Below are 17,882 nucleotides of genomic sequence, written 5' to 3'. Positions count from 1 at the left end.
ACAGGGAACACCCGGGAACACCCGCACGGCCCGACCGGGCGCCGGGGCGGGGCCCGGTCGCCCTGCGGACGGCGTCGCTCAGTCCCAGTCGGACTTGCCCTTCTCCGCCCGGCGGCGGCGGAAGAGCCCCGTGGCGTGCACCGCGTTCACGCCGAAGATGCCACCCCAGGTCACCAGCAGCCCGGCCAGGCCTTCGTTGACCACGCCGATCGCCGACAGGGGGATCGCCAGCACCATCGTCACGGCGGCGAAGCCGAAGCGCTCGCCGAAGGTGCCGTCCGGCGAGCCGGTGCCCGGCTGCGTGCCCCGCGCGACCTGCATCTGCTGCTCGGCGAGCTGGCGGCGCAACCGGGTGTCGAACGTCCCGTCCATCCGCTGCTGCACCTTCTCGAGGAAGCCCTCGATCAGCTCTTCCTCGTACTCGGGGCCGAGGTCCCTGCGGGTCTGCAGGGTGGCATCGAGTTCACTCTTGATCTCCGGGTCCCGCGCACTCATACCCCGTACGGTACGGAGTCCGCGCGCGCGGGTGCAGTGGTGCTACCCCCCCAATTCGTTCCGGTGCGCCCTTGCCGTGGTGCATACGGTCATGCAGAGTCGACGTGCAGTGAATAGGACATCGGATCCGGAGGTGGGATGGTCTCCGCCGACGCGGGCGCCCGGCTGCAGAAGCTCTTCGAGGGCCGCCGGCTGACGCCGACCCAGCGCCGCATCGCGCACTGCATGGTGCGCAGGGCCGCCGACGCGCCGTTCCTGTCCAGCGTGGAGCTGGCCGAGCTGGCCGGGGTGAGCCAGCCGTCCGTCACCCGGTTCGCCGTCGCCCTCGGCTTCGACGGCTACCCGGCGCTGCGCCGCGCCCTGCGCGAGGCCGGCCTCGGCGAGCCGGCGGGGCCGGCGGAGCGGAACGAGTACCAGCAGGCCGTACAGGCCGAGATCGAGAACCTGCGCAACCTCTCCGCGCTGCTCGCCGACCCCGCCCCCGTCGAGGACGCCGGCCGGCTCCTCGCCGCCTCCCGGCCGCTGCCCGTGCTCGGGCTGCGCGCCGCGGCGGCGCAGGCGCGCGGCTTCGCGTACTTCGCGGCGAAGGTGCACCCCGACATCCGGGTCCTCGACGAGGCCGGCTCGATGCTCGACGACCGCGTCGACGCCGCCGCCCGCGCCGGTGCCACGGCGCTGCTGTGCTTCGCGCTGCCGCGGCACCCGCGGGAACTGGCGGACGCGCTGCGCACGGCGCGGGCGACGGGGCTGACGGTGGTCACGGTGGCGGACAGCTCGTTCACGCCGGTCGCGCAGGACAGCGACGTCCTGCTGCCGGCGGCGGTGGGCACGGGGCTGTCGTTCGACACGGCATGCGGGCCGATGCTGCTGGGACGGGTGCTGCTGGAGGCGATGTGCGACGCGCTGCCGGAGGCGCAGGCGCGGCTGGAGGAGTTCGACGCGCGGGCGGCGGAGCGGGGACTGTTCCTGGACTGAGGCGCGGCCGTACGACCCGGGGGCCCGGGCCCGTACGCGAGGGCGCCCCACCGTCGCGCCCGGACCCGCACGCGACGCGCCCCACCGCCGCCCGTCCGCGCCCCCCGTACGAACCGGGGGCGCGGCCCGTACGCGACGCGCCTCACCGCCGCTTGCCCGCACCCCCTTCCCCCGCCCCCGGCTCGCGTCCGCTACCCCCGCTCCCCCACGGCCGTCTGCTCCGCGTCCGTCTCCGCCTCCGCCACCCGCCGCCTGCGCCGGTGCTTCAGCAGCGCCCACGGCCCGCGCCCGCCCGTGGGGCCTGCCGGGGCGACCTCCGTGCCGCTCTCGCCCGCGGCCTGGGCCGCGGCCTTGGCCACCGGCAGGTAGCCCTCGTCGCGGCGGACGTCCGGGCGCTCCTCCTCCGCCGGCCACATGCCGAGCGCCGAGGCGAGGGTGGGCAGCAGGGCCATCGCGGCGGTGGCGTAGCCCTCCGCCGAGGGGTGGTAGTTGTCCGGGCCGAACAGCTCGCGCGGGTTGGCCGCGAACTCCGGGCCGAGCAGCGTGCCCAGCGACACCGTGCGCCCGCCGCGGTCGAGGACGGCGATCGTCTGCGCCGCGGCGAGTTGCCGGCTCAGCCGGCGGGCCAGCCAGCGCAGCGGCTGCTGCACCGGCTCGATCGTGCCCAGGTCGGGGCAGGTACCGACGACGACCTCCGTGCCGGCCTCACGCAGCCGCGCGACGGCGTCGGACAGGCAGCGCACCGACACCGCCGGCGGCACCCGGTGGGTGACGTCGTTGGCGCCGACCATGATGACCGCGACGTCGGGCCGCAGCCCCTCCTCGTCCAGCAGCAGCGTCACCTGCCGGTCGAGGTCGTCGGACTGGGCCCCGGACAGCGCCACGTTCCGCAGGTCCACCGGCCGCTCGGCGACCGCCGCGAGCCCGGAGGCGAGCAGCGCACCCGGCGTCTGGCGGGGCCGGTAGACGCCCTGGCCCGCGGCGGTGGAGTCGCCGAGGAACGCCAGCAGCACCGGCCGCACCCCGCGCCTGCGGCCGAAGGCCGCCCCGTACCGCCCGTCGGCCCGCGGCGGCTCCTCGTCGCTGCCGCCCACCCGGCGCCGCGCCAGGTGCACCTCCGCGACCAGCACGCCCAGCGTCGCCCCGCCGAGCAGGCCGATGCCCCCGCCGCCGTACGCCGCCGCCGCGGCGATCCGGCGTGCCGCCCTCGCCCTGGTCATCGACATCGCCTCTCCGTTCCGCGCCGGCCCCCGGGGCGCCGTGCCGCGTCGTGTCGTGTCCGTAGCTCCGTGTCCGTACCGCAGCCGTGCCCCTGCACTCTCGTGTGAGCCGTCCGTCCCACCCCTTCTGTCCTACGCCGTCTCCCCCGCCCGTCCGCGGCGGCGCGCGGGCACCCTCCACCCGCCGTACGCCGCGGTCTACGCGCGTGCTAACACTTTGTTGCCCGGCCTTGTGCCCGGCTCAATCACCCGCGGGGGAAGCCTTACGCTGGGCTCGCCCCGAGAGCCACGGACCCTGGAGTGTGCGGTGCAGTATCACGAGTCGATCACCGATCTGGTCGGCAACACGCCCCTGGTCAGGCTGGGCCGCGTGACCCAGGGCATCCGGGCGACGGTGCTTGCGAAGGTGGAGTACTTCAACCCCGGCGGCTCGGTGAAGGACCGCATCGCGCTGCGCATGATCGAGGCCGCGGAGCGCTCGGGCGCGCTGCGGCCCGGGGGCACGATCGTCGAGCCGACGTCGGGCAACACCGGGGTGGGGCTGGCAATGGTGGCCCAGCAGAAGGGCTACAAGTGCATCTTCGTCTGCCCTGACAAGGTGTCCACGGACAAAATCAACGTGCTGCGTGCGTACGGCGCCGAGGTCGTCGTCTGCCCGACCGCCGTCGACCCCGAGCACCCCGACTCGTACTACAACGTCTCCGACCGCCTGGTCCGCGAGACCCCCGACGCCTGGAAGCCCGACCAGTACAGCAACCCGGACAACCCGGAGTCCCACTACCACTCCACGGGCCCCGAGCTGTGGACGCAGACCGATGGCCGCATCACGCACTTCGTCACGGGCATCGGCACCGGCGGCACGATCTCCGGCACCGGCCGGTACCTGAAGGAGGTCTCCGACGGCGCCGTGCAGGTCGTCGGCGCCGACCCGGAGGGCTCGGTGTACTCCGGCGGCTCGGGCCGCCCGTACCTGGTCGAGGGCGTCGGCGAGGACTTCTGGCCGGACGCGTACGACCGCGGGGTCGCGGACGAGATCGTCGCCGTCTCCGACAAGGACTCCTTCCGCATGACCCGCCGGCTGGCCCGCGAGGAGGGGCTGCTCGTCGGCGGCTCCTGCGGGATGGCCGTGGTCGCCGCGCTGCGGGTGGCGGAGCGGCTGGACGAGAACGGCGTGGTCGTCGTCCTGCTGCCGGACAGCGGCCGCGGCTACCTGTCGAAGATCTTCAACGACGACTGGATGGCGGACTACGGCTTCCTGGACGAGGCCGGCACCGCGAGCGTCGCGGACGTGCTGCGCGACAAGGAGGGCAGCATGCCGTCGCTGGTGCACATGCACCCGGAGGAGACGGTGGGCGAGGCGATCGAGGTGCTGCGCGAGTACGGGGTCTCGCAGATGCCGGTCGTCAAGCCGGGGGCGGGACACCCGGACGTGATGGCGGCGGAGGTCGTCGGCTCGATCGTGGAACGCGAGCTGCTGGACGCGCTCTTCACCCACAAGGCCGAACTCGACCACCCCCTGGAGCAGCACATGTGCCCCCCGCTGCCGCAGGTCGGCTCGGGCGAACCGGTCGCGGACCTGGTGGCGGTGCTGGAGGGCGCGGACGCGGCGGTGGTGCTGGTGGAGGGCAAGCCGACGGGCGTGGTGTCGCGGACGGACCTGCTGGCGTACCTGGCGAAGGGCGCGGGAAGGGCCTGAACCCGCCAAGCCGTCCACAACTCGCCAAGTTATCCACACCCTTCGCATTCGTGTCACCACTCATCGCTACGATGCCTTCGCAGCGGGGGAGAGCGACGACACGTTCTCGGAGGTGAAGGTTGGCGGACCGACTAGCCGTCGACGGTGACGAACTCGAGCGCTTCATGCGCCTGCTGAAGCGCTCGGTGCAGTCACTCGAAGGGGTCCACAAGGCGCTGCGCGACTCCACGATCAGCGGCCTCGGCACCGACGACCTCGATGACGCGTGCCAGGACTTCCAGGACGACTGGAAGTACGGCACCGGGCAGATCGGCGAGCAGGTGGAGGAGTTGGCGGGGATCGTCGGGGACAGCAAGGAGAGCTACGCCGAGGTCGACAAGGCCCTGGAGGAGAACCTGACGAAAGCGGCCCAGGAAGGCGGCACATGGTGAACGGCGATATTTCCGGCTTAGACAGCTCCCGGCGACCGCGGGGCATGTTCGCCGACTTACCCATGACCCAGCCCCAGGGCCTCCAGCCGGGTACGGTCCCCGACACGTACCCGCACCTGGGCTTCAACCCGGCACCGGGCAGCACGGACACCGTCCACGCCCTCCGCGCCAAGCTCATCAGGTGCGCGGACGTGCTCGAAGAGACCCGCGACATGATCACCAAGCTGATGGACGGCAGCTACTGGAAGGGCGACGCGGCCACCGCCTTCCGGGACCAGTTGGAAGACGGCCCGCTCCCCCTGAACCTCAAGAACGCCGCGCACTCCATCAGGAAGGCCGCCAAGCAGCTCGATCGCTGGGAAACCGACCTCGGCGAGTTCCAGGACCGCGCCAACCGCCTCAACGACAAAGCCCGTACAGCGCGGGAGATCCTCGGCGAGGCGGAATCCAACGCCAACGCAGCCAAGCGGGACACCGGTTCCAGCGCTGGCGGCGGAGGGAAGTCCGACGAGGACGAGGACGAGGCGAAGGCGACGATGCGCCGCCTCAACGCGGCGGTGGCCCAAGCCCAGGCTGACCTCGAACGCATCCTGTCGAGCGCGAAGAACCTCGCGTGGGAACACGAGAACAAGGCCAGCGACCGGGCGGCAAGGATCCGCGACGCCACGGACAAACTGGCCCCCCAGGAACCAGGCTTCTTCGAGAAGGCGGCAGCCTGGATCTCGGAGAACCTCCCGGACATCCTGAGCGTGGCGGCCGGCGTGGTGGCGTTGGCGGCCTTGACGATCGTCACGGGCGGCACGGCGACAGCGGTGCTGTTGCTGGTGGCGTCGGGTCTGAGCGCGGGGGCGCTGGCGGTGCGGTTCTCGGATCCAGAGGTGCGGGCGTCACTGTGGAACGGGATCACGAAGGGCGAATTCGACGCGGACTTCTTCTCCAACCTGACAGGCGTGGGTGCCGACGCTCTCGGCCTGGTGCCCGGCCTGGCTGCGGTGGGCCAGGGAATCAAACTCGGCGCGGGCGCTATTCGGACAGGATCCGCGACTCTGTCACTGGGCCAGAAAATCGGCACCGTAGGCGGCCACATAATGACAGAAGCGCGAGCTATCAGCGCGCTGGACAATCCGACGGTGGCCTGGATTGTCCACAGCACAAGGATGCCGTCTTCAGCACCCAAAGCCATTGAGGTAACCGCGGCTTCCATCGGGGTGGCCTCCGGAGGAATTAACCTGCTCGGCACCAAGGTGGACGCCCTCGACAACGAAGGCGTCAGCAATTCGGGAACTGTCTTCGGCGGCCTCGAGATCGCCGGAATCAGCAGCGGGGATCTCATAAATGTCATCCCCCGCGTCTTCCCCTGACACTTCCCGACCATGCTCAAAGGAGGTTTAACGTGCACCCGTCCAACTACGCCACAGCCTGGGAACACCCGCCGACCCGGCGTGCCTGGGCCAAGCAGATGACGATCAGCGTCCTTGCCTTCATCGGTTGGTTCCTTAGCCCTTGGTGCTTCCTGATCTTTCTCCTCGCCTTCTACTCGCTCGCGCTCAGCATCGTCATCATAATCCTCATGGGCTACGGTGCGTATCGCGCCAAAATTCAGCCTGCTCAAATCCTCTCCAACATCCGAATCCGCAGAATCCTTCGGGCCTATCCCTGGCGTCTGGACGATATCCCATACAGTTTCCCCACCCACCCCGAAGGAACACCAACGAAGCTCTGCCTCACAATCCCCCACCCCGCGCAGCCGGGGGAACCGTTCCTGGTGTACCAGCACCTGCGTTACCTGCCCTCATGGTGGACCAGACGGATGGGACCCCGCGCCAAGCCTGAGCTGAAGGCTCAGTTGAAGCCCATCTGGTTCGTCGGCGATCCGCGCTTCTTCGGCGTCATCGCCGTCACCAAACCCGGAAGTACCCCTAAAATCCCAGCGCCAAAACGCATGCACCTAATCGTCCAGGTCGGAGAGACGAAGCAAACGGCGCCCATCGACGTCAACTCGTGGCAAGCTTCCCCCGAAGACCTGGCTCACGCACGGCAAGCCATTGGTTGGCGGGGGCCCCGTGACTGAAGACCAGGCCACGTACGTCCTCAGTGAATCCGTCGCCGCGCCCGACCGTGAAGCGTGGTTCGCCCTGCCCGCCGGGTTTACCACCCTCCCGCTCGATGCCCTCACCGCTTCCTCCGACAGCGCCGACGCCTCGCGGCTGCGGGAGGTGGTCGACGGCATTCTCGACGGGGTTCCCGACGGGGTCGTTCGGCAGCGGTTGATCGGGCAGTTGGCCGGGGCTCAGCGGATGATGCTCGCGCTTCGTGAGGAAGGCGTCGTGCACTGTTCGCTGGGTCTGCATCGAGACGACGACGGCGACGGGCGGGTGCTCACCTCGTTCTTCACCTTCCGGTGGCAGGACATCAGCCGCGCCCCCCGCCACCTCACCGCCGCCCGCGCCGTCGCCGCAGGTCACGAACATGTCGAAGTCCTCGACCTCCCCTGCGGCCCCGCCGCCCTCGGCGAGGTGGCGCGGACCGTGGCACCCGATCTCGGGATTCCCGTCGAGCGGCTGCTTCAGATTCACGCCTACCTGCCCCACCCCGACGGCAGCCGGCTCGTCGTGCTCAGCCTCACCACACCGGCCCCGGGCCGCCGCTCCCACTACCGCGCGATGCTGCGCGACGTCGCCGCGCACGTCAGTTTCGACGACCCGCTCGTACACCTGCGCACAAACGTGTGACGCGGGGACCGCCGCACCCCCGGTGCTGCGCACCTAGGGGGCGGGACGACGGCGGTCCCCGCGTGGGACGCGGGCCGGTTCGAGCCGGGCCCTGCGTCCGGCGACCAGGAGGTCCGGGAGCCGCTCCGGAGGTCCTTGCCGACGTCCTCCACGATGCCGGACCCGTGTTAACCCCGTGCTGCGCCGGCGTGACGCCCTCGTACCGTTTGCGGGATCACCCGAACCGGTGGATCCGGGATCCGTGCCCCGTGACCCGAGCCCCGCAGGCCGCGCCCCCCGCCTCAGCGCCACTCCGGCTGCCGCAGTGGCAGGCCGGAGTCGCCCGAGCCCGGGGTCCGTACCGCCAGGACCTGGTTCACGCCGATCCGGTTGTGCTCGAAGGACAGCGCCGACGCCGCCATGTACAGGCGCCACACCCGCGCCCGCCCCGGCGTGGTCAGCGCCGCGGCCTTCGCCCAGCGGGCCTCCAGGTTCGCCACCCAGCGGCGCAGCGTCAGCGCGTAGTGCTCGCGCAGCGCCTGGGTGTCGCGCACCTCGAAGCCCGCGCGCTCCAGCTGGTCCACCGTCGTGCCGATGGGCGACAGTTCGCCGTCGGGGAAGACGTACGCGTCGATGAACTCGTCGATCACGTAGTCCTCTTCGTCCGCCCGCGGGCGGCGGGCGATCTGGTGGTTGAGCAGCCGGCCGCCGGGGCGCAGCAGGCGGTGGAGGCCGCGGGCGTACTCGCCGTAGCGGGTCGAGCCGACGTGCTCGGCCATGCCGATGGAGGAGATGGCGTCGTACGGGCCGTCGGCGGTCTCGCGGTAGTCCTGGACCCGGATCTCGATGCGGTCGCCGAGGCCGGCGTCGGCCACCCGCTTGCGGGCGTACGCGGCCTGCTCGGCGGAGAGCGTGATGCCGACGGCGCGTACGCCGTACTCGCGCGCCGCGTGCAGCACCATCGAGCCCCAGCCGCAGCCGACGTCGAGCAGCCGGTCGCCCTCCTTGAGGCCGAGCTTGCGGCAGACGAGGTCGAGCTTGGCGGCCTGGGCGTCCTCCAGGGTGTCGCCCTCGTCCCAGTAGGCGCACGAGTAGACCATGGACGGGCCGAGGACGAGGGAGTAGAAGTCGTTGCCGACGTCGTAGTGGTGGCTGACGGCGGCCCTGTCGCGGCGCAGCGTGTGCAGGGCGCCGCGGGCCTTGTGCCGGCGCACCTCCTCGGGCGGCGGCGGGGGCGGGGGCAGCGGCCGGGCGAGGGCGAGGATGCCGCGGGCGGCGGCGGCGAGGCGGGTCGGCCGGGGCCGGGGGGCGTCGGGGTCGCGTTCCCAGAGCAGGCCGGCGAGGCGGTCGAGGGCGGTGTACAGGTCGCCCTCGACGTCGAGTTCGCCGGCGACCCAGGCGCGGGCGAGGCCGAGTTCGCCGGGCCGCCACAGGATGCGGCGCAGCGCTCTGCGGTGGCGTACGACGAGGACGGGGGCGCCCTCGGGACCGGCTTCCGAGCGGTCCCAGGCGCGGATGCGGATCGGCAGCGGAGTTCCGAGCAACTCTTCCGCGAGGGCGGCGAGCCGGGGCGCGGCTCCGTGGGTCATGGCGCACCTCCGAGAGATGGGCAGGTGGTAGGCGTGTGTCCGGTTTTGCTGGACTACACGTAAACACCAAGACCCACCCCGGGAAGTCCCGTTGCGCGCCGGGGCGCCGGTACCAGCCGAAAAGAGCAGTCAGGCGCCCTCCCGGCGGACCGGGAGGGCGCCTGACCGGAGGTCGGCCGGGTGCGGGGGGGTCAGGAGGCGCGGGCCGCCTCGCGGCTGTGCTCCTCGTGGCCTGCCTGCGCGCGGTCGGGCTGCTCGCGGCTGTCCTCGGCGGGCGGCAGGCCGGCGGCGCCGCGGGCGCGCTCCTGCTCGCGGGTGGCCTCTCCGTCGCGTACGGACTGGTCGTGCTGGGCCCGGGCGGCGGCGGTGACCGGCGCGGCGGCCTCGTAGAACTCGTCCCGCGGCGACTCCATCGCGCCCAGCGAGACGACCTCGCGCTTGAGGAAGACGCCGAGCGTCCAGTCCATGAAGACCCGGATCTTGCGGTTCCAGGTCGGCACGGCGAGGCCGTGGTAGCCGCGGTGCATGTACCAGGCGAGGCGGCCCTTGAACTTCAGGGACCGGCCGAGCACGTTGATCATCGCGACGCCCTTGTGCAGGCCGAGGCCGGCGACGGCGCCCTTGTTCTTGTGCCGGTACTGGCGCTGCGGGAAGCCGCGCAGCTCCGCCACGACGTTGTCGCCGAGGAGCTTGGCCTGCCGCAGGGCGTGCTGGGCGTTCGGGGGGCACCAGGCGTTCTCGACGCCGGCGGCGCGGGCGGCGAGGTCGGGGATCTGGGCGTTGTCGCCGGCGGCCCAGATGTAGTCGGTGCCCTGGACCTGGAGGGTGGCGGCGGTGTCGACGTGCCCCTTGGGGCCGAGCGGCAGGCCGTACTCCTTCAGCACCGGGTGCGGCTTGACGCCTGCGGTCCACACGATGGTGTTGGAGTCGACCTCGAGGCCGTTCTTGAGCACGACGCGGCCGTCGATGCACGACTCCAGGGAGGTGTCGAGGTAGACCTCGATGCCGCGCTGCTGGAGGTGCTTCAGACCCCACTTGCCGAGCGCCGGGCCGACCTCGGGGAGGATCTTGTCGGCGGCGTCGACGAGGACGAAGCGCATGTCCTCGCGCTTGATCGAGGGGTAGTACTTGGCGGCGTCGCGCGCCAGGTCCTCGATCTCGCCGATGGTCTCGGCGCCGGCGAACCCGCCGCCGACGAAGACGAAGGTGAGGGCCTTGCGCCGGGTGTCGGGGTCGTTGGTGGACTCCGCCTTGTCGAGCTGCTCCAGCACGTGGTTGCGCAGCCCGATCGCCTCCTCGACGCCCTTCATGCCGATGCCGTTCTCGGCGAGGCCGGGGATCGGGAAGGTGCGCGAGACGGCGCCGAGCGCGACGATGAGGAGGTCGAACGGCACCTCGTAGGGGCCGCCGACGATGGGCGCGACGACCGCGACCTTGCGGTCCTGGTCGATGGAGGTGACCCGGCCGGTGAGCACCTCGGCGCCGGGGAGGACCTGGCGCAGCGGCACCACGACGTGCCGGGGGGAGATGCTGCCGGCGGCCGCCTCGGGGAGGAAGGGCTGGTACGTCATGTACGAGCGCGGGTCGACGACGGTGACCGACGCCTCCCCGTACCGCATCTTCTTCAGGATGCGGCGCGCCGCGTAAAGGCCGACGTAACCGCCGCCTACTACGAGGATCCTGGGACGCTCCGTAGTGCTCATGATTCGAGTATCCCCCCGGTACGGGAGGGGTGCTCGTGAGGGGGTTCACAAGCTCCACCCCCGGTGATGCTACACTGCGCCGCCACATCTTTTGCGCTCGCCACGGGCCACCGTGCGCTTTCTGCCGCCAGGCCGCTGAGCTGCGGTTTCGAGGCCGTGACGCACAGATGTCACTCTGACGCAAAGCGCCCGTCACAGCCCGCTGGGCGCGGCGGAGTCCAGGATCCGAGCAAGAGGGCCAAATACTCGCCCGAAGCATGTGAATAACTTCACGAACTTGCCTCGCCCGGCACGAGCCGCCCCGCGAAACCGGCGCCGCGGAGCCGCTCGTACGCTGCGGCCACGTCGTCCGGGACGTGCTGTTCGATCATGAATCCCCGCTGCGGGTAGACCATGAGCCGCTGCTGCGCCCCGACCAGCATGTCCAGCACCAGGCCCGCGTCCCCGATGGAGTCGACATACCCGGCCAGGGTCGTGGGCGCGGACGCGCTGACCCACTGGGCTTCGGGCCACAGCTTGCACGCGGTCGCGTGGGCCCGCCGTTCCTCGTACGGCTTGCTGATCAGCAGGACGGACGAGACCGGGACACCCCGCTCTTCGAGCAGCGCGCGGGAGAAGCGGATGTTCTCCCCGGTGTTCCGGGCCCGCGGCTCGACGAGGATCGCACCGGCCGGCACCCCCAGCTCCACGGCCCGCTCCCGGTAGTGCTCGGCCTCCCCCCGCGGCATGCGGTCGCGTGTGGTGCGGCTGGTCGCCCCGGTGAAGACGATCAGCGGCACCATGCCCCGGTGGTAGAGATCGGCGGTGGTGTCCGCGACACCGAGGTCGTGGCTGCCCAGCCCGATCGCAACAGAACACGGACGCGGCTCATGGCCCATCTGCTGAAAGTCCCAGACCCGCTGCGCATCGGCCCATACCTGCACGGAGATCACGTGCTCCCACCCTCCGCGTTCGCCGAGTCGGGGACCTTGAAGTCATAGGTCCACGCGAAGCGCGTCGCAGCATGAACGCCGATCGCGAACTCCACCACGGTGCCGTCAGCCGTGCAGGTCGTCCGATGCAGCTCCACCACCCACTCGCCCGGAGCGAGCCGGAGGAGTTGGGCTTCCTCCACCGTGGGGATGCGTGCGAACAGCGTCTCCTGCATGTGGTCGATCTCGTACCCGGCGTCATACAGGACGCGGAAGCCCCCGCCCCGACCGGCGGGCCCCGGCGCCGGATCGACGAGGCGGGTCCCTTCGACGTGCTCAGGACGGTAGAAGCTGGTCAGCGTGTGTGTGGGCTGGGAGCCTTCCTTGACCACCCGCGCACGTTTGTAGACCTCTGCGCCTTCCGGCAGGCCGTGCGCCTGAGCGACGGCGGCCGGTGCCGGTACGCGGCTGATGGTCTGCGTCTGTTCGTTTCGGTCGTACGGACGCCCGGACGCCACGCGATCCGCGATGAACGCGACTTCATCGCCGTCGCGCCACTTGGCCTTGTCGTATCGCGCGATGCCGAGCCGCTTGAGCGGGATCCGCTCGCGGACGACCGTGCCGTGTCCACGCGACGAGGTGACAAGCCCTTCCGCTTCCAACGCCTTGAAGGCCGCGTGGACCGTGGACTTCGAGCCCTCCCCCGCTTCCACCAGGTCCCTGATCTGCGGCAACTGGGAGCCTGGCATGTACTCGCCGCTCCTGATCTGCTCGGCCAGCCGGTCCGCCAGCTCCCGCCACTTGGGCGCCATGCAGCACTCCTCTCGACAGCAACAGTGAATCACAGTCCTAGGACTGTTGACTGTCCTAGGACTACGTGCCACAGTCTTGCTCAATCGACTTGCAGTCCTAGGACAGCGACTGTCAGGGCGCCGCCGGTGCGCCCACACGCCCGAGGATGTGACCAGACGTGAAATCGCGTTCGTTCCCTCGCAGCGCCGCAGCCGTCGGCCACGCGCGGACATTCGTGGCGGGCTGCATCAACGGATGCGCTCCCGAGCAGGCGGACGACATCCGCGTGTGCGTCTCCGAACTTGCCACGAACGCAGCGCGCTAGCGCACGCGGCATCGTCCTGGCCACTCAGCCTAGGAGGAAGTGTGAGCACCCCGGTATCGCCGAACACCGTCCTGGCCAACGCGCTTTCACACGCTCAGGACGTGCTCACGCCTCGCGTCCGTGACACGACACCCGAGCGAATCGTGTTCGTCGTCGGGACGCAGATCAACGGGGCGCCGCATATCGGCACCTCGCTCGTCCAGTCCCTCGCCTTCGCCACGGCGGCACGCGTACGCGAGAAGTTCGGCGTGCCCGTCGAGGTGCGGTTCGCCGCACTGGACAACGCCCCCCACACCATCGTCACGGACCAATCGACCGGTCACCTGTTCATGCGCACCTACGCGCACGCCCTCGGCCACCAGGCCATCGCTCAGCAGATCGACACCCTGTACCACCCCTTATTCGCTGCCCTATCCGAGCGCCTGGCCGTGCCGTACGCCGTCGAGACTTACAGCGAGCAGCAGGCCACCCAGCACTTCCGGCGCACGTGGCTGCGCGTCCTGCCCCGCATGGACGCGGCCCGCTGGTGGCTCGCCCCTTCGGCCGGCGTCGCCCACCTCCGCGTACCGTGCCCCTCGCCGGGGTGCGGCTGGTCCGAAAAGTACGCCCAGCGCACCCGCGTACGGGACAGCAGCCGCGACCACGCCACCGTTACGGCCGAGTGCCTGCACCACGGCACGTACGAGGTCACCGTCGCGCCAGACAGCGGCGAGGGATACCTCGACCTCGCCACCCTCTACCGGAACCTCGTGAAAGAGCTGTCCCTCGGCGACAAGTACAGCGGCACGCTCCACGTGATGGTCAAGGGCGGCGATTGGGTGTTCGGCTCGCACCTCGTCGACGGCGCCCTACAGGCCGTCGGCCTCGCCCCGCAGCAGTTTCCCGCCCGCCTGTTCTGCCCGCAGGTCGTCACGGACACCGGGGCCAAGCTGTCCAAGTCCCTCATCCGAGAAGGGCACGCGCCCTTGCCGGACGGTGCCGCGCCTTGGATGCTCGACACCCGAGAATGGCCCGGCACGGTCGCCGACTACGTCGAGCGCCTGCTCGGCATGACCGAGATCGTGCTCTCCGACCCGAGGCACTTCTTCCGTTCGTACTCGGCCGGCGAAGTCGGCCGGATGATGACCGCACCAACGACCAGGAGCCTTCCCACCCCATGACCGGAACCACGGCCCGTGTTCACGAGCTGAATCTCTACCGTCGGTACTTCGATCTCGTCGCCGAAGGCAGGAAGTCGACTGAGGTCCGGGTCAAGTATCCGCGCCTCGCCGACCTCGCCGCGGGCGACGTCATCCGTTTCCGGATCAAAGGCACCGAGGAAACCGTCGACGTACGGGTCACCCGGGTCACCGAATACCCGAACTTCGAGGCGCTGCTCGACGGCGAGGGCCCGGAGAACGTCAACCCGACTTCCTCGCGCGAGCAGCAGCTCGCGAACATCCGGAGCATCTACGGCCCCGAAAAGGAAGCTCTCGGCGCCCTTGCCATCTGTATCGAACTCATCGGGACGTGAGCACAGTGAGCCCGCAGGACGGGTAGGGCCCGATGTGTGTGAGAGCAGGTCAGCGGCCCTGGCCGGGTGCAGCTAGCCGCCAGGCGATGCCGTCCAGGATGTCGTGTTCGCTGACGACCACCTCCGGGGCGCCCGTGCGTTCCATCACCGCCAGCAGGACCAGCGCTCCCGCCGCGATCACGTCGACGCGGCCCGGGTGCATGACCGGGATCGCGGCGCGTTGTTCGTGGGTCGCCTTGAGGAGGGAGTCGGTGATCTCGCGGATGCGGGCCACCGGGACGCGGGTGTGGTGCAGGGCCGCCGTGTCGTAGGCGGGGAGGTCCAGGGCGATGCCCGCGACCGTGGTGACCGAGCCGGCGAGGCCGACCAGGGTGGTGGTGTCGCGGAGCGGGACCGTGGCTTCCGCCGTGTCCAGGGCCGCGGCGATGTCGGCCCTCGCCGCCGCGATCTGCTCCGGGGTCGGGGGGTCGGCGAAGTGGTGGCGTTCGGTGAGGCGTACGCAGCCGATGTCGACCGACCGGGAGGCCTCGACCTCGGCCGTGCCCGCGACGAACTCCGTCGAGCCGCCGCCGATGTCGACCACCAGGTACGGGCCCGGCAGCCGGCCGGACAGTTCCTTCGTGGCACCCGTGAAGGACAGCGCGGCCTCCTCGTCGCCGGTGATGACCTCCGGGCGGACGCCGAGGATCTCCTCCACGCCGCGGACGAAGTCCGCGCGGTTCTCGGCGTCGCGGGACGCCGACGTGGCGACGAACCGGGTGCCGACCGCGCCCAGGCGCTCGATGATCGCCGCGTACCGGCGGCAGGCGTCGAAGGTGCGCTCCAGCGCCTCCGGCGCCAGCCGGCCCGTGCGGTCCACGCCCTGGCCGAGCCGGACGATCTCCATCCGGCGGTCCAGGTCCTTCAGTTCGCCGGTGGCCGCGTCGACGTCCGCGACCAGCAGGCGGATGGAGTTCGTACCGCAGTCCACTGCTGCCACTCGGGTCATTCCGCGGCCTCCCCGGTCGTCACGCACGGTCCCTTCGCCCACCACTCCGGCAGCATCGCCAGCGCCTCGTCCCCCAGCGGGTTCACCCCGGGGCCCGCCGCCAGCGCGTGCGCGACCAGCACGTGCAGGCACTTCACCCGGTCCGGCATCCCGCCCGCGCTCGGGAAGCCGGGCAGTTCGGCGATCGCGTCGCGGCGGGCGACGTAGGCCTCGTGGGCCGCGCGGTACGCCGCCGCCAGCTCCGGGTCCGCAGCCAGCCGGGCCGTCATCTCCTTCATCACGCCGTTCGCCTCCAGCGTGCCGATCGCGGAGTTCGCCCGCGGGCACGTCAGGTAGTACAGCGTCGGGAACGGCGTGCCGTCGGGCAGCCGCGGGGACGTCTCGACGACATCGGGGTTGCCGCACGGGCAGCGGTGCGCCACGGCGCGCAGGCCGCGCGGGGCGCGGCCGAGCTGCGCGGCCACGGCGGCGGCGTCCGCCGCGGTGGCGGGGGCGTGCTCGGTGGGCGGCGGGGGCTTGTCCATCTCTCCTCGATCAGCCGGTGGCGGGCGGGGCTTCCCGCGCGTCTCCTCAGCGCTGGCCGTCTGCTGCGTCCAGGCCGTCCCACAGGTTCTCGTACCACGGCCGGTCCACGGCCTCGCCGGCCTCGCCGGAGCGGGCGGAGCCGGTGCCGTCGCGCATCAGGTAGCCGGTCTCACCGGGCAGCACGTAGTGCAGGTGCTCGCGGGCCTGGCGGCGCACGTACTCCGGGTCGTCCCAGCGCGCCTTCTCGTCCCGCAGGTCCTCCACCCGCTGCTCGGCCTGGGCCTTCTCCCGCTCCAGCTCGGCGACCTCGGCGCGCTGGGCGATGTACTGGCGCAGCGGGTACGCGAGCGCCACCACCAGCGAGCAGACGACGAGCGCGAGCACCGCGGCCCGCCCCGTCAGCCGGCTGCGCCGCGGCGGGCGGGCGCGGTAGACGCGCTCCGAGACCCGGCTGACGGCCTGCTCGCCGAGCAGCTTGAGCCGGGTGGTGGTGGAGAAGCGCTCCCTGGCCATGTGCGTCGCGTCCTCCCCGGGCGGCATGCGGTGGTCGGCCCCGGTCGCACCTTACGCGGTGCGGCCGGGGCCGGGGTGCGTCCGACGCCGATGTCGTACGGTCGCGGTGCCGTACGGGTTCGTGCTGCCGTACGGGTTCGCGCTGCCGCACCCGGTGCCGTACGGGCCGGGCGCCTCAGCCGTTCTTGTAGCGGGGGAAGGCGCTGCGGCCCGCGTACTCGGCGGCGTCGTCGAGGATCTCCTCGATGCGCAGCAGCTGGTTGTACTTGGCGACCCGCTCGGAGCGCGCCGGGGCGCCGGTCTTGATCTGGCCGCAGTTGGTGGCGACGGCCAGGTCGGCGATGGTGACGTCCTCGGTCTCGCCGGAGCGGTGGGACATCATGCACTTGAAGCCGTTGCGCTGGGCCAGCTCGACGGCGTCCAGGGTCTCGGTGAGCGAGCCGATCTGGTTGACCTTGACGAGCAGCGCGTTGGCCGAGCCCTCGTCGATGCCGCGCTGCAGCCGCTCGGGGTTGGTGACGAAGAGGTCGTCGCCGACGATCTGGACCTTGTCGCCGAGGCGCTCGGTCAGCACGTGCCAGCCGGCCCAGTCGTCCTCGAACAGCGGGTCCTCGATGGACACCAGCGGGTAGTCCGCGACGAGCTGCTCGTAGTACTCGGTCATCTCGGCGGCGGAGCGGCTCTTGCCCTCGAAGACGTAGACGCCGTCCTTGTAGAACTCCGAGGCGGCGACGTCGAGCGCGAGGGCGACGTCCTGCCCGGCGGTGTAACCGGCCTTCTGGATCGCCTCGATGATGAGGTCCAGGGCGTCCCGGTTGGAGTCGAGGTTCGGCGCGAAGCCGCCCTCGTCGCCGAGGCCGGTGGACAGGCCGCGCTCCTTGAGGACGGACTTGAGCTGGTGGTAGATCTCCGCGCCGCAGCGGACGGCCTCGGAGAACGACTCGGCGCCGATCGGCGCGATCATGAACTCCTGGATGTCGACGTTGGAGTCCGCGTGGCTGCCGCCGTTGAGGATGTTCATCATCGGCACGGGCAGCACGTGCGCGTTGGGGCCGCCCAGGTAGCGGAAGAGCGGCAGGTCGGACGCCTCGGAGGCGGCGTGCGCGACGGCGAGCGAGACGCCGAGGATGGCGTTGGCGCCGAGCGACGACTTGTCCGGGGTGGCGTCGAGGTCGAACATCGCCTGGTCGATGAGGCGCTGCTCGGTGGCGTCGTAGCCGACGAGCTCGGGGCCGATCTGCTCGATGACGGCGAGCACGGCCTTCTCGACGCCCTTCCCGCCGTAGCGGGCCTTGTCCCCGTCGCGCAGCTCCAGGGCCTCGAAGGCGCCGGTGGAGGCGCCGGACGGGACGGCAGCACGGCCGGTGCTGCCGTCGTCGAGGCCGACCTCGACCTCGACCGTGGGGTTGCCGCGGGAGTCGAGAATCTCTCGGGCTACGACGACGTCGATGGACGGCACGGTGTCTCCTTCGGAGGGATTCGCTACGGGTTCCGC

The 17,882-nt window shown here is 71.2% G+C and carries 18 protein-coding genes; 8 read left to right on the top strand and 10 right to left on the bottom strand.

The annotated features are described in order from the left end of the window. Positions 1-78: 78 nt before the first annotated feature. Entirely contained in the window at positions 79-495 is a 417-nt protein-coding gene (locus LG396_RS33505; protein ID WP_018838353.1) for a hypothetical protein, read from the bottom strand. A gap of 138 nt (positions 496-633) precedes the next feature. Here LG396_RS33505 and LG396_RS33500 point away from each other — a divergent pair, with 138 nt between their 5' ends. After that, positions 634-1,470 (top strand): MurR/RpiR family transcriptional regulator, encoded by an 837-nt coding sequence (locus LG396_RS33500; RefSeq protein WP_018838354.1) that lies wholly within the window; start codon positions 634-636, stop codon positions 1,468-1,470. Between the two features lie 191 nt (positions 1,471-1,661). Here the strand turns inward: LG396_RS33500 and LG396_RS33495 are convergent, their stop codons facing one another. Continuing rightward, positions 1,662-2,696 carry an SGNH/GDSL hydrolase family protein gene (locus tag LG396_RS33495; protein ID WP_037750593.1) on the bottom strand — a complete coding sequence of 345 codons (1,035 nt, stop codon included), beginning with the start codon at positions 2,694-2,696 and terminating at the stop codon, positions 1,662-1,664. Positions 2,697-2,997: 301 nt separating this feature from the next. Here LG396_RS33495 and LG396_RS33490 point away from each other — a divergent pair, with 301 nt between their 5' ends. The 5 genes from LG396_RS33490 (at position 2,998) to LG396_RS33470 (ending at position 7,549) form a co-directional block, all read left to right on the top strand. Next, the gene (locus LG396_RS33490) at positions 2,998-4,386 is read left to right on the top strand and encodes a cystathionine beta-synthase (RefSeq protein ID WP_037750595.1); all 1,389 of its coding nucleotides are present in this window, start codon (positions 2,998-3,000) and stop codon (positions 4,384-4,386) included. Positions 4,387-4,505: 119 nt separating this feature from the next. Continuing rightward, complete coding sequence (locus LG396_RS33485; protein ID WP_225797636.1) at positions 4,506-4,817, top strand: DUF6317 family protein; 312 nt, start codon at positions 4,506-4,508, stop codon at positions 4,815-4,817. Next, positions 4,811-6,178, top strand: coding sequence for a coiled-coil domain-containing protein (locus LG396_RS33480; RefSeq protein WP_225797635.1), 1,368 nt, complete (start codon positions 4,811-4,813; stop codon positions 6,176-6,178). Before LG396_RS33485 ends, LG396_RS33480 begins: the two co-directional genes overlap by 7 nt. Positions 6,179-6,210: 32 nt before the next feature. Further along, positions 6,211-6,888, top strand: a complete 678-nt coding sequence (locus LG396_RS33475; protein WP_225797634.1) for a hypothetical protein — start codon at positions 6,211-6,213, stop codon at positions 6,886-6,888. Continuing rightward, complete coding sequence (locus tag LG396_RS33470; protein ID WP_225797633.1) at positions 6,881-7,549, top strand: hypothetical protein; 669 nt, start codon at positions 6,881-6,883, stop codon at positions 7,547-7,549. Before LG396_RS33475 ends, LG396_RS33470 begins: the two co-directional genes overlap by 8 nt. A 281-nt stretch (positions 7,550-7,830) precedes the next feature. Here the strand turns inward: LG396_RS33470 and LG396_RS33465 are convergent, their stop codons facing one another. From LG396_RS33465 to LG396_RS33450, 4 genes are all read right to left on the bottom strand, one after another. Next, a complete protein-coding gene (locus LG396_RS33465) occupies positions 7,831-9,117 on the bottom strand; it encodes an SAM-dependent methyltransferase (RefSeq protein ID WP_225797632.1) in 1,287 nt (428 codons plus the stop codon). A gap of 191 nt (positions 9,118-9,308) precedes the next feature. Beyond that, complete coding sequence (locus tag LG396_RS33460; RefSeq protein ID WP_225797631.1) at positions 9,309-10,820, bottom strand: NAD(P)/FAD-dependent oxidoreductase; 1,512 nt, start codon at positions 10,818-10,820, stop codon at positions 9,309-9,311. Positions 10,821-11,089: 269 nt separating this feature from the next. Beyond that, positions 11,090-11,752, bottom strand: coding sequence for a YdcF family protein (locus LG396_RS33455; RefSeq protein WP_225797630.1), 663 nt, complete (start codon positions 11,750-11,752; stop codon positions 11,090-11,092). After that, positions 11,749-12,543, bottom strand: coding sequence for a GntR family transcriptional regulator (locus tag LG396_RS33450; RefSeq protein WP_225797629.1), 795 nt, complete (start codon positions 12,541-12,543; stop codon positions 11,749-11,751). Before LG396_RS33450 ends, LG396_RS33455 begins: the two co-directional genes overlap by 4 nt. A gap of 346 nt (positions 12,544-12,889) precedes the next feature. Between LG396_RS33450 and LG396_RS33445 the strand changes: the two genes are divergently transcribed. Beyond that, positions 12,890-14,008, top strand: coding sequence for a hypothetical protein (locus LG396_RS33445; RefSeq protein WP_225797628.1), 1,119 nt, complete (start codon positions 12,890-12,892; stop codon positions 14,006-14,008). Next, a complete protein-coding gene (locus LG396_RS33440; RefSeq protein WP_225797627.1) occupies positions 14,005-14,361 on the top strand; it encodes an ASCH domain-containing protein in 357 nt (118 codons plus the stop codon). Before LG396_RS33445 ends, LG396_RS33440 begins: the two co-directional genes overlap by 4 nt. A gap of 49 nt (positions 14,362-14,410) precedes the next feature. On the opposite strand, the gene LG396_RS33435 is transcribed toward LG396_RS33440, so the two are convergent. From LG396_RS33435 to eno, 4 genes are all read right to left on the bottom strand, one after another. Further along, the gene (locus LG396_RS33435) at positions 14,411-15,349 is read right to left on the bottom strand and encodes a Ppx/GppA phosphatase family protein (protein ID WP_225797626.1); all 939 of its coding nucleotides are present in this window, start codon (positions 15,347-15,349) and stop codon (positions 14,411-14,413) included. Then, positions 15,346-15,873 (bottom strand): DUF501 domain-containing protein, encoded by a 528-nt coding sequence (locus LG396_RS33430; protein ID WP_225797625.1) that lies wholly within the window; start codon positions 15,871-15,873, stop codon positions 15,346-15,348. Before LG396_RS33430 ends, LG396_RS33435 begins: the two co-directional genes overlap by 4 nt. A 46-nt stretch (positions 15,874-15,919) precedes the next feature. Next, positions 15,920-16,414, bottom strand: coding sequence for an FtsB family cell division protein (locus LG396_RS33425; RefSeq protein ID WP_018838366.1), 495 nt, complete (start codon positions 16,412-16,414; stop codon positions 15,920-15,922). A gap of 148 nt (positions 16,415-16,562) precedes the next feature. Beyond that, positions 16,563-17,846 (bottom strand): phosphopyruvate hydratase, encoded by a 1,284-nt coding sequence (eno, locus tag LG396_RS33420; RefSeq protein WP_018838367.1) that lies wholly within the window; start codon positions 17,844-17,846, stop codon positions 16,563-16,565. Positions 17,847-17,882 lie beyond the last annotated feature (36 nt).

It is taken from the genome of Streptomyces aculeolatus (assembly GCF_020400605.1).
GTDB classification, from domain to species: domain Bacteria; phylum Actinomycetota; class Actinomycetes; order Streptomycetales; family Streptomycetaceae; genus Streptomyces; species Streptomyces aculeolatus.
Note: the sequence above shows the minus strand (reverse complement) of the source record. Positions and strands in the feature narration are given on the sequence as shown.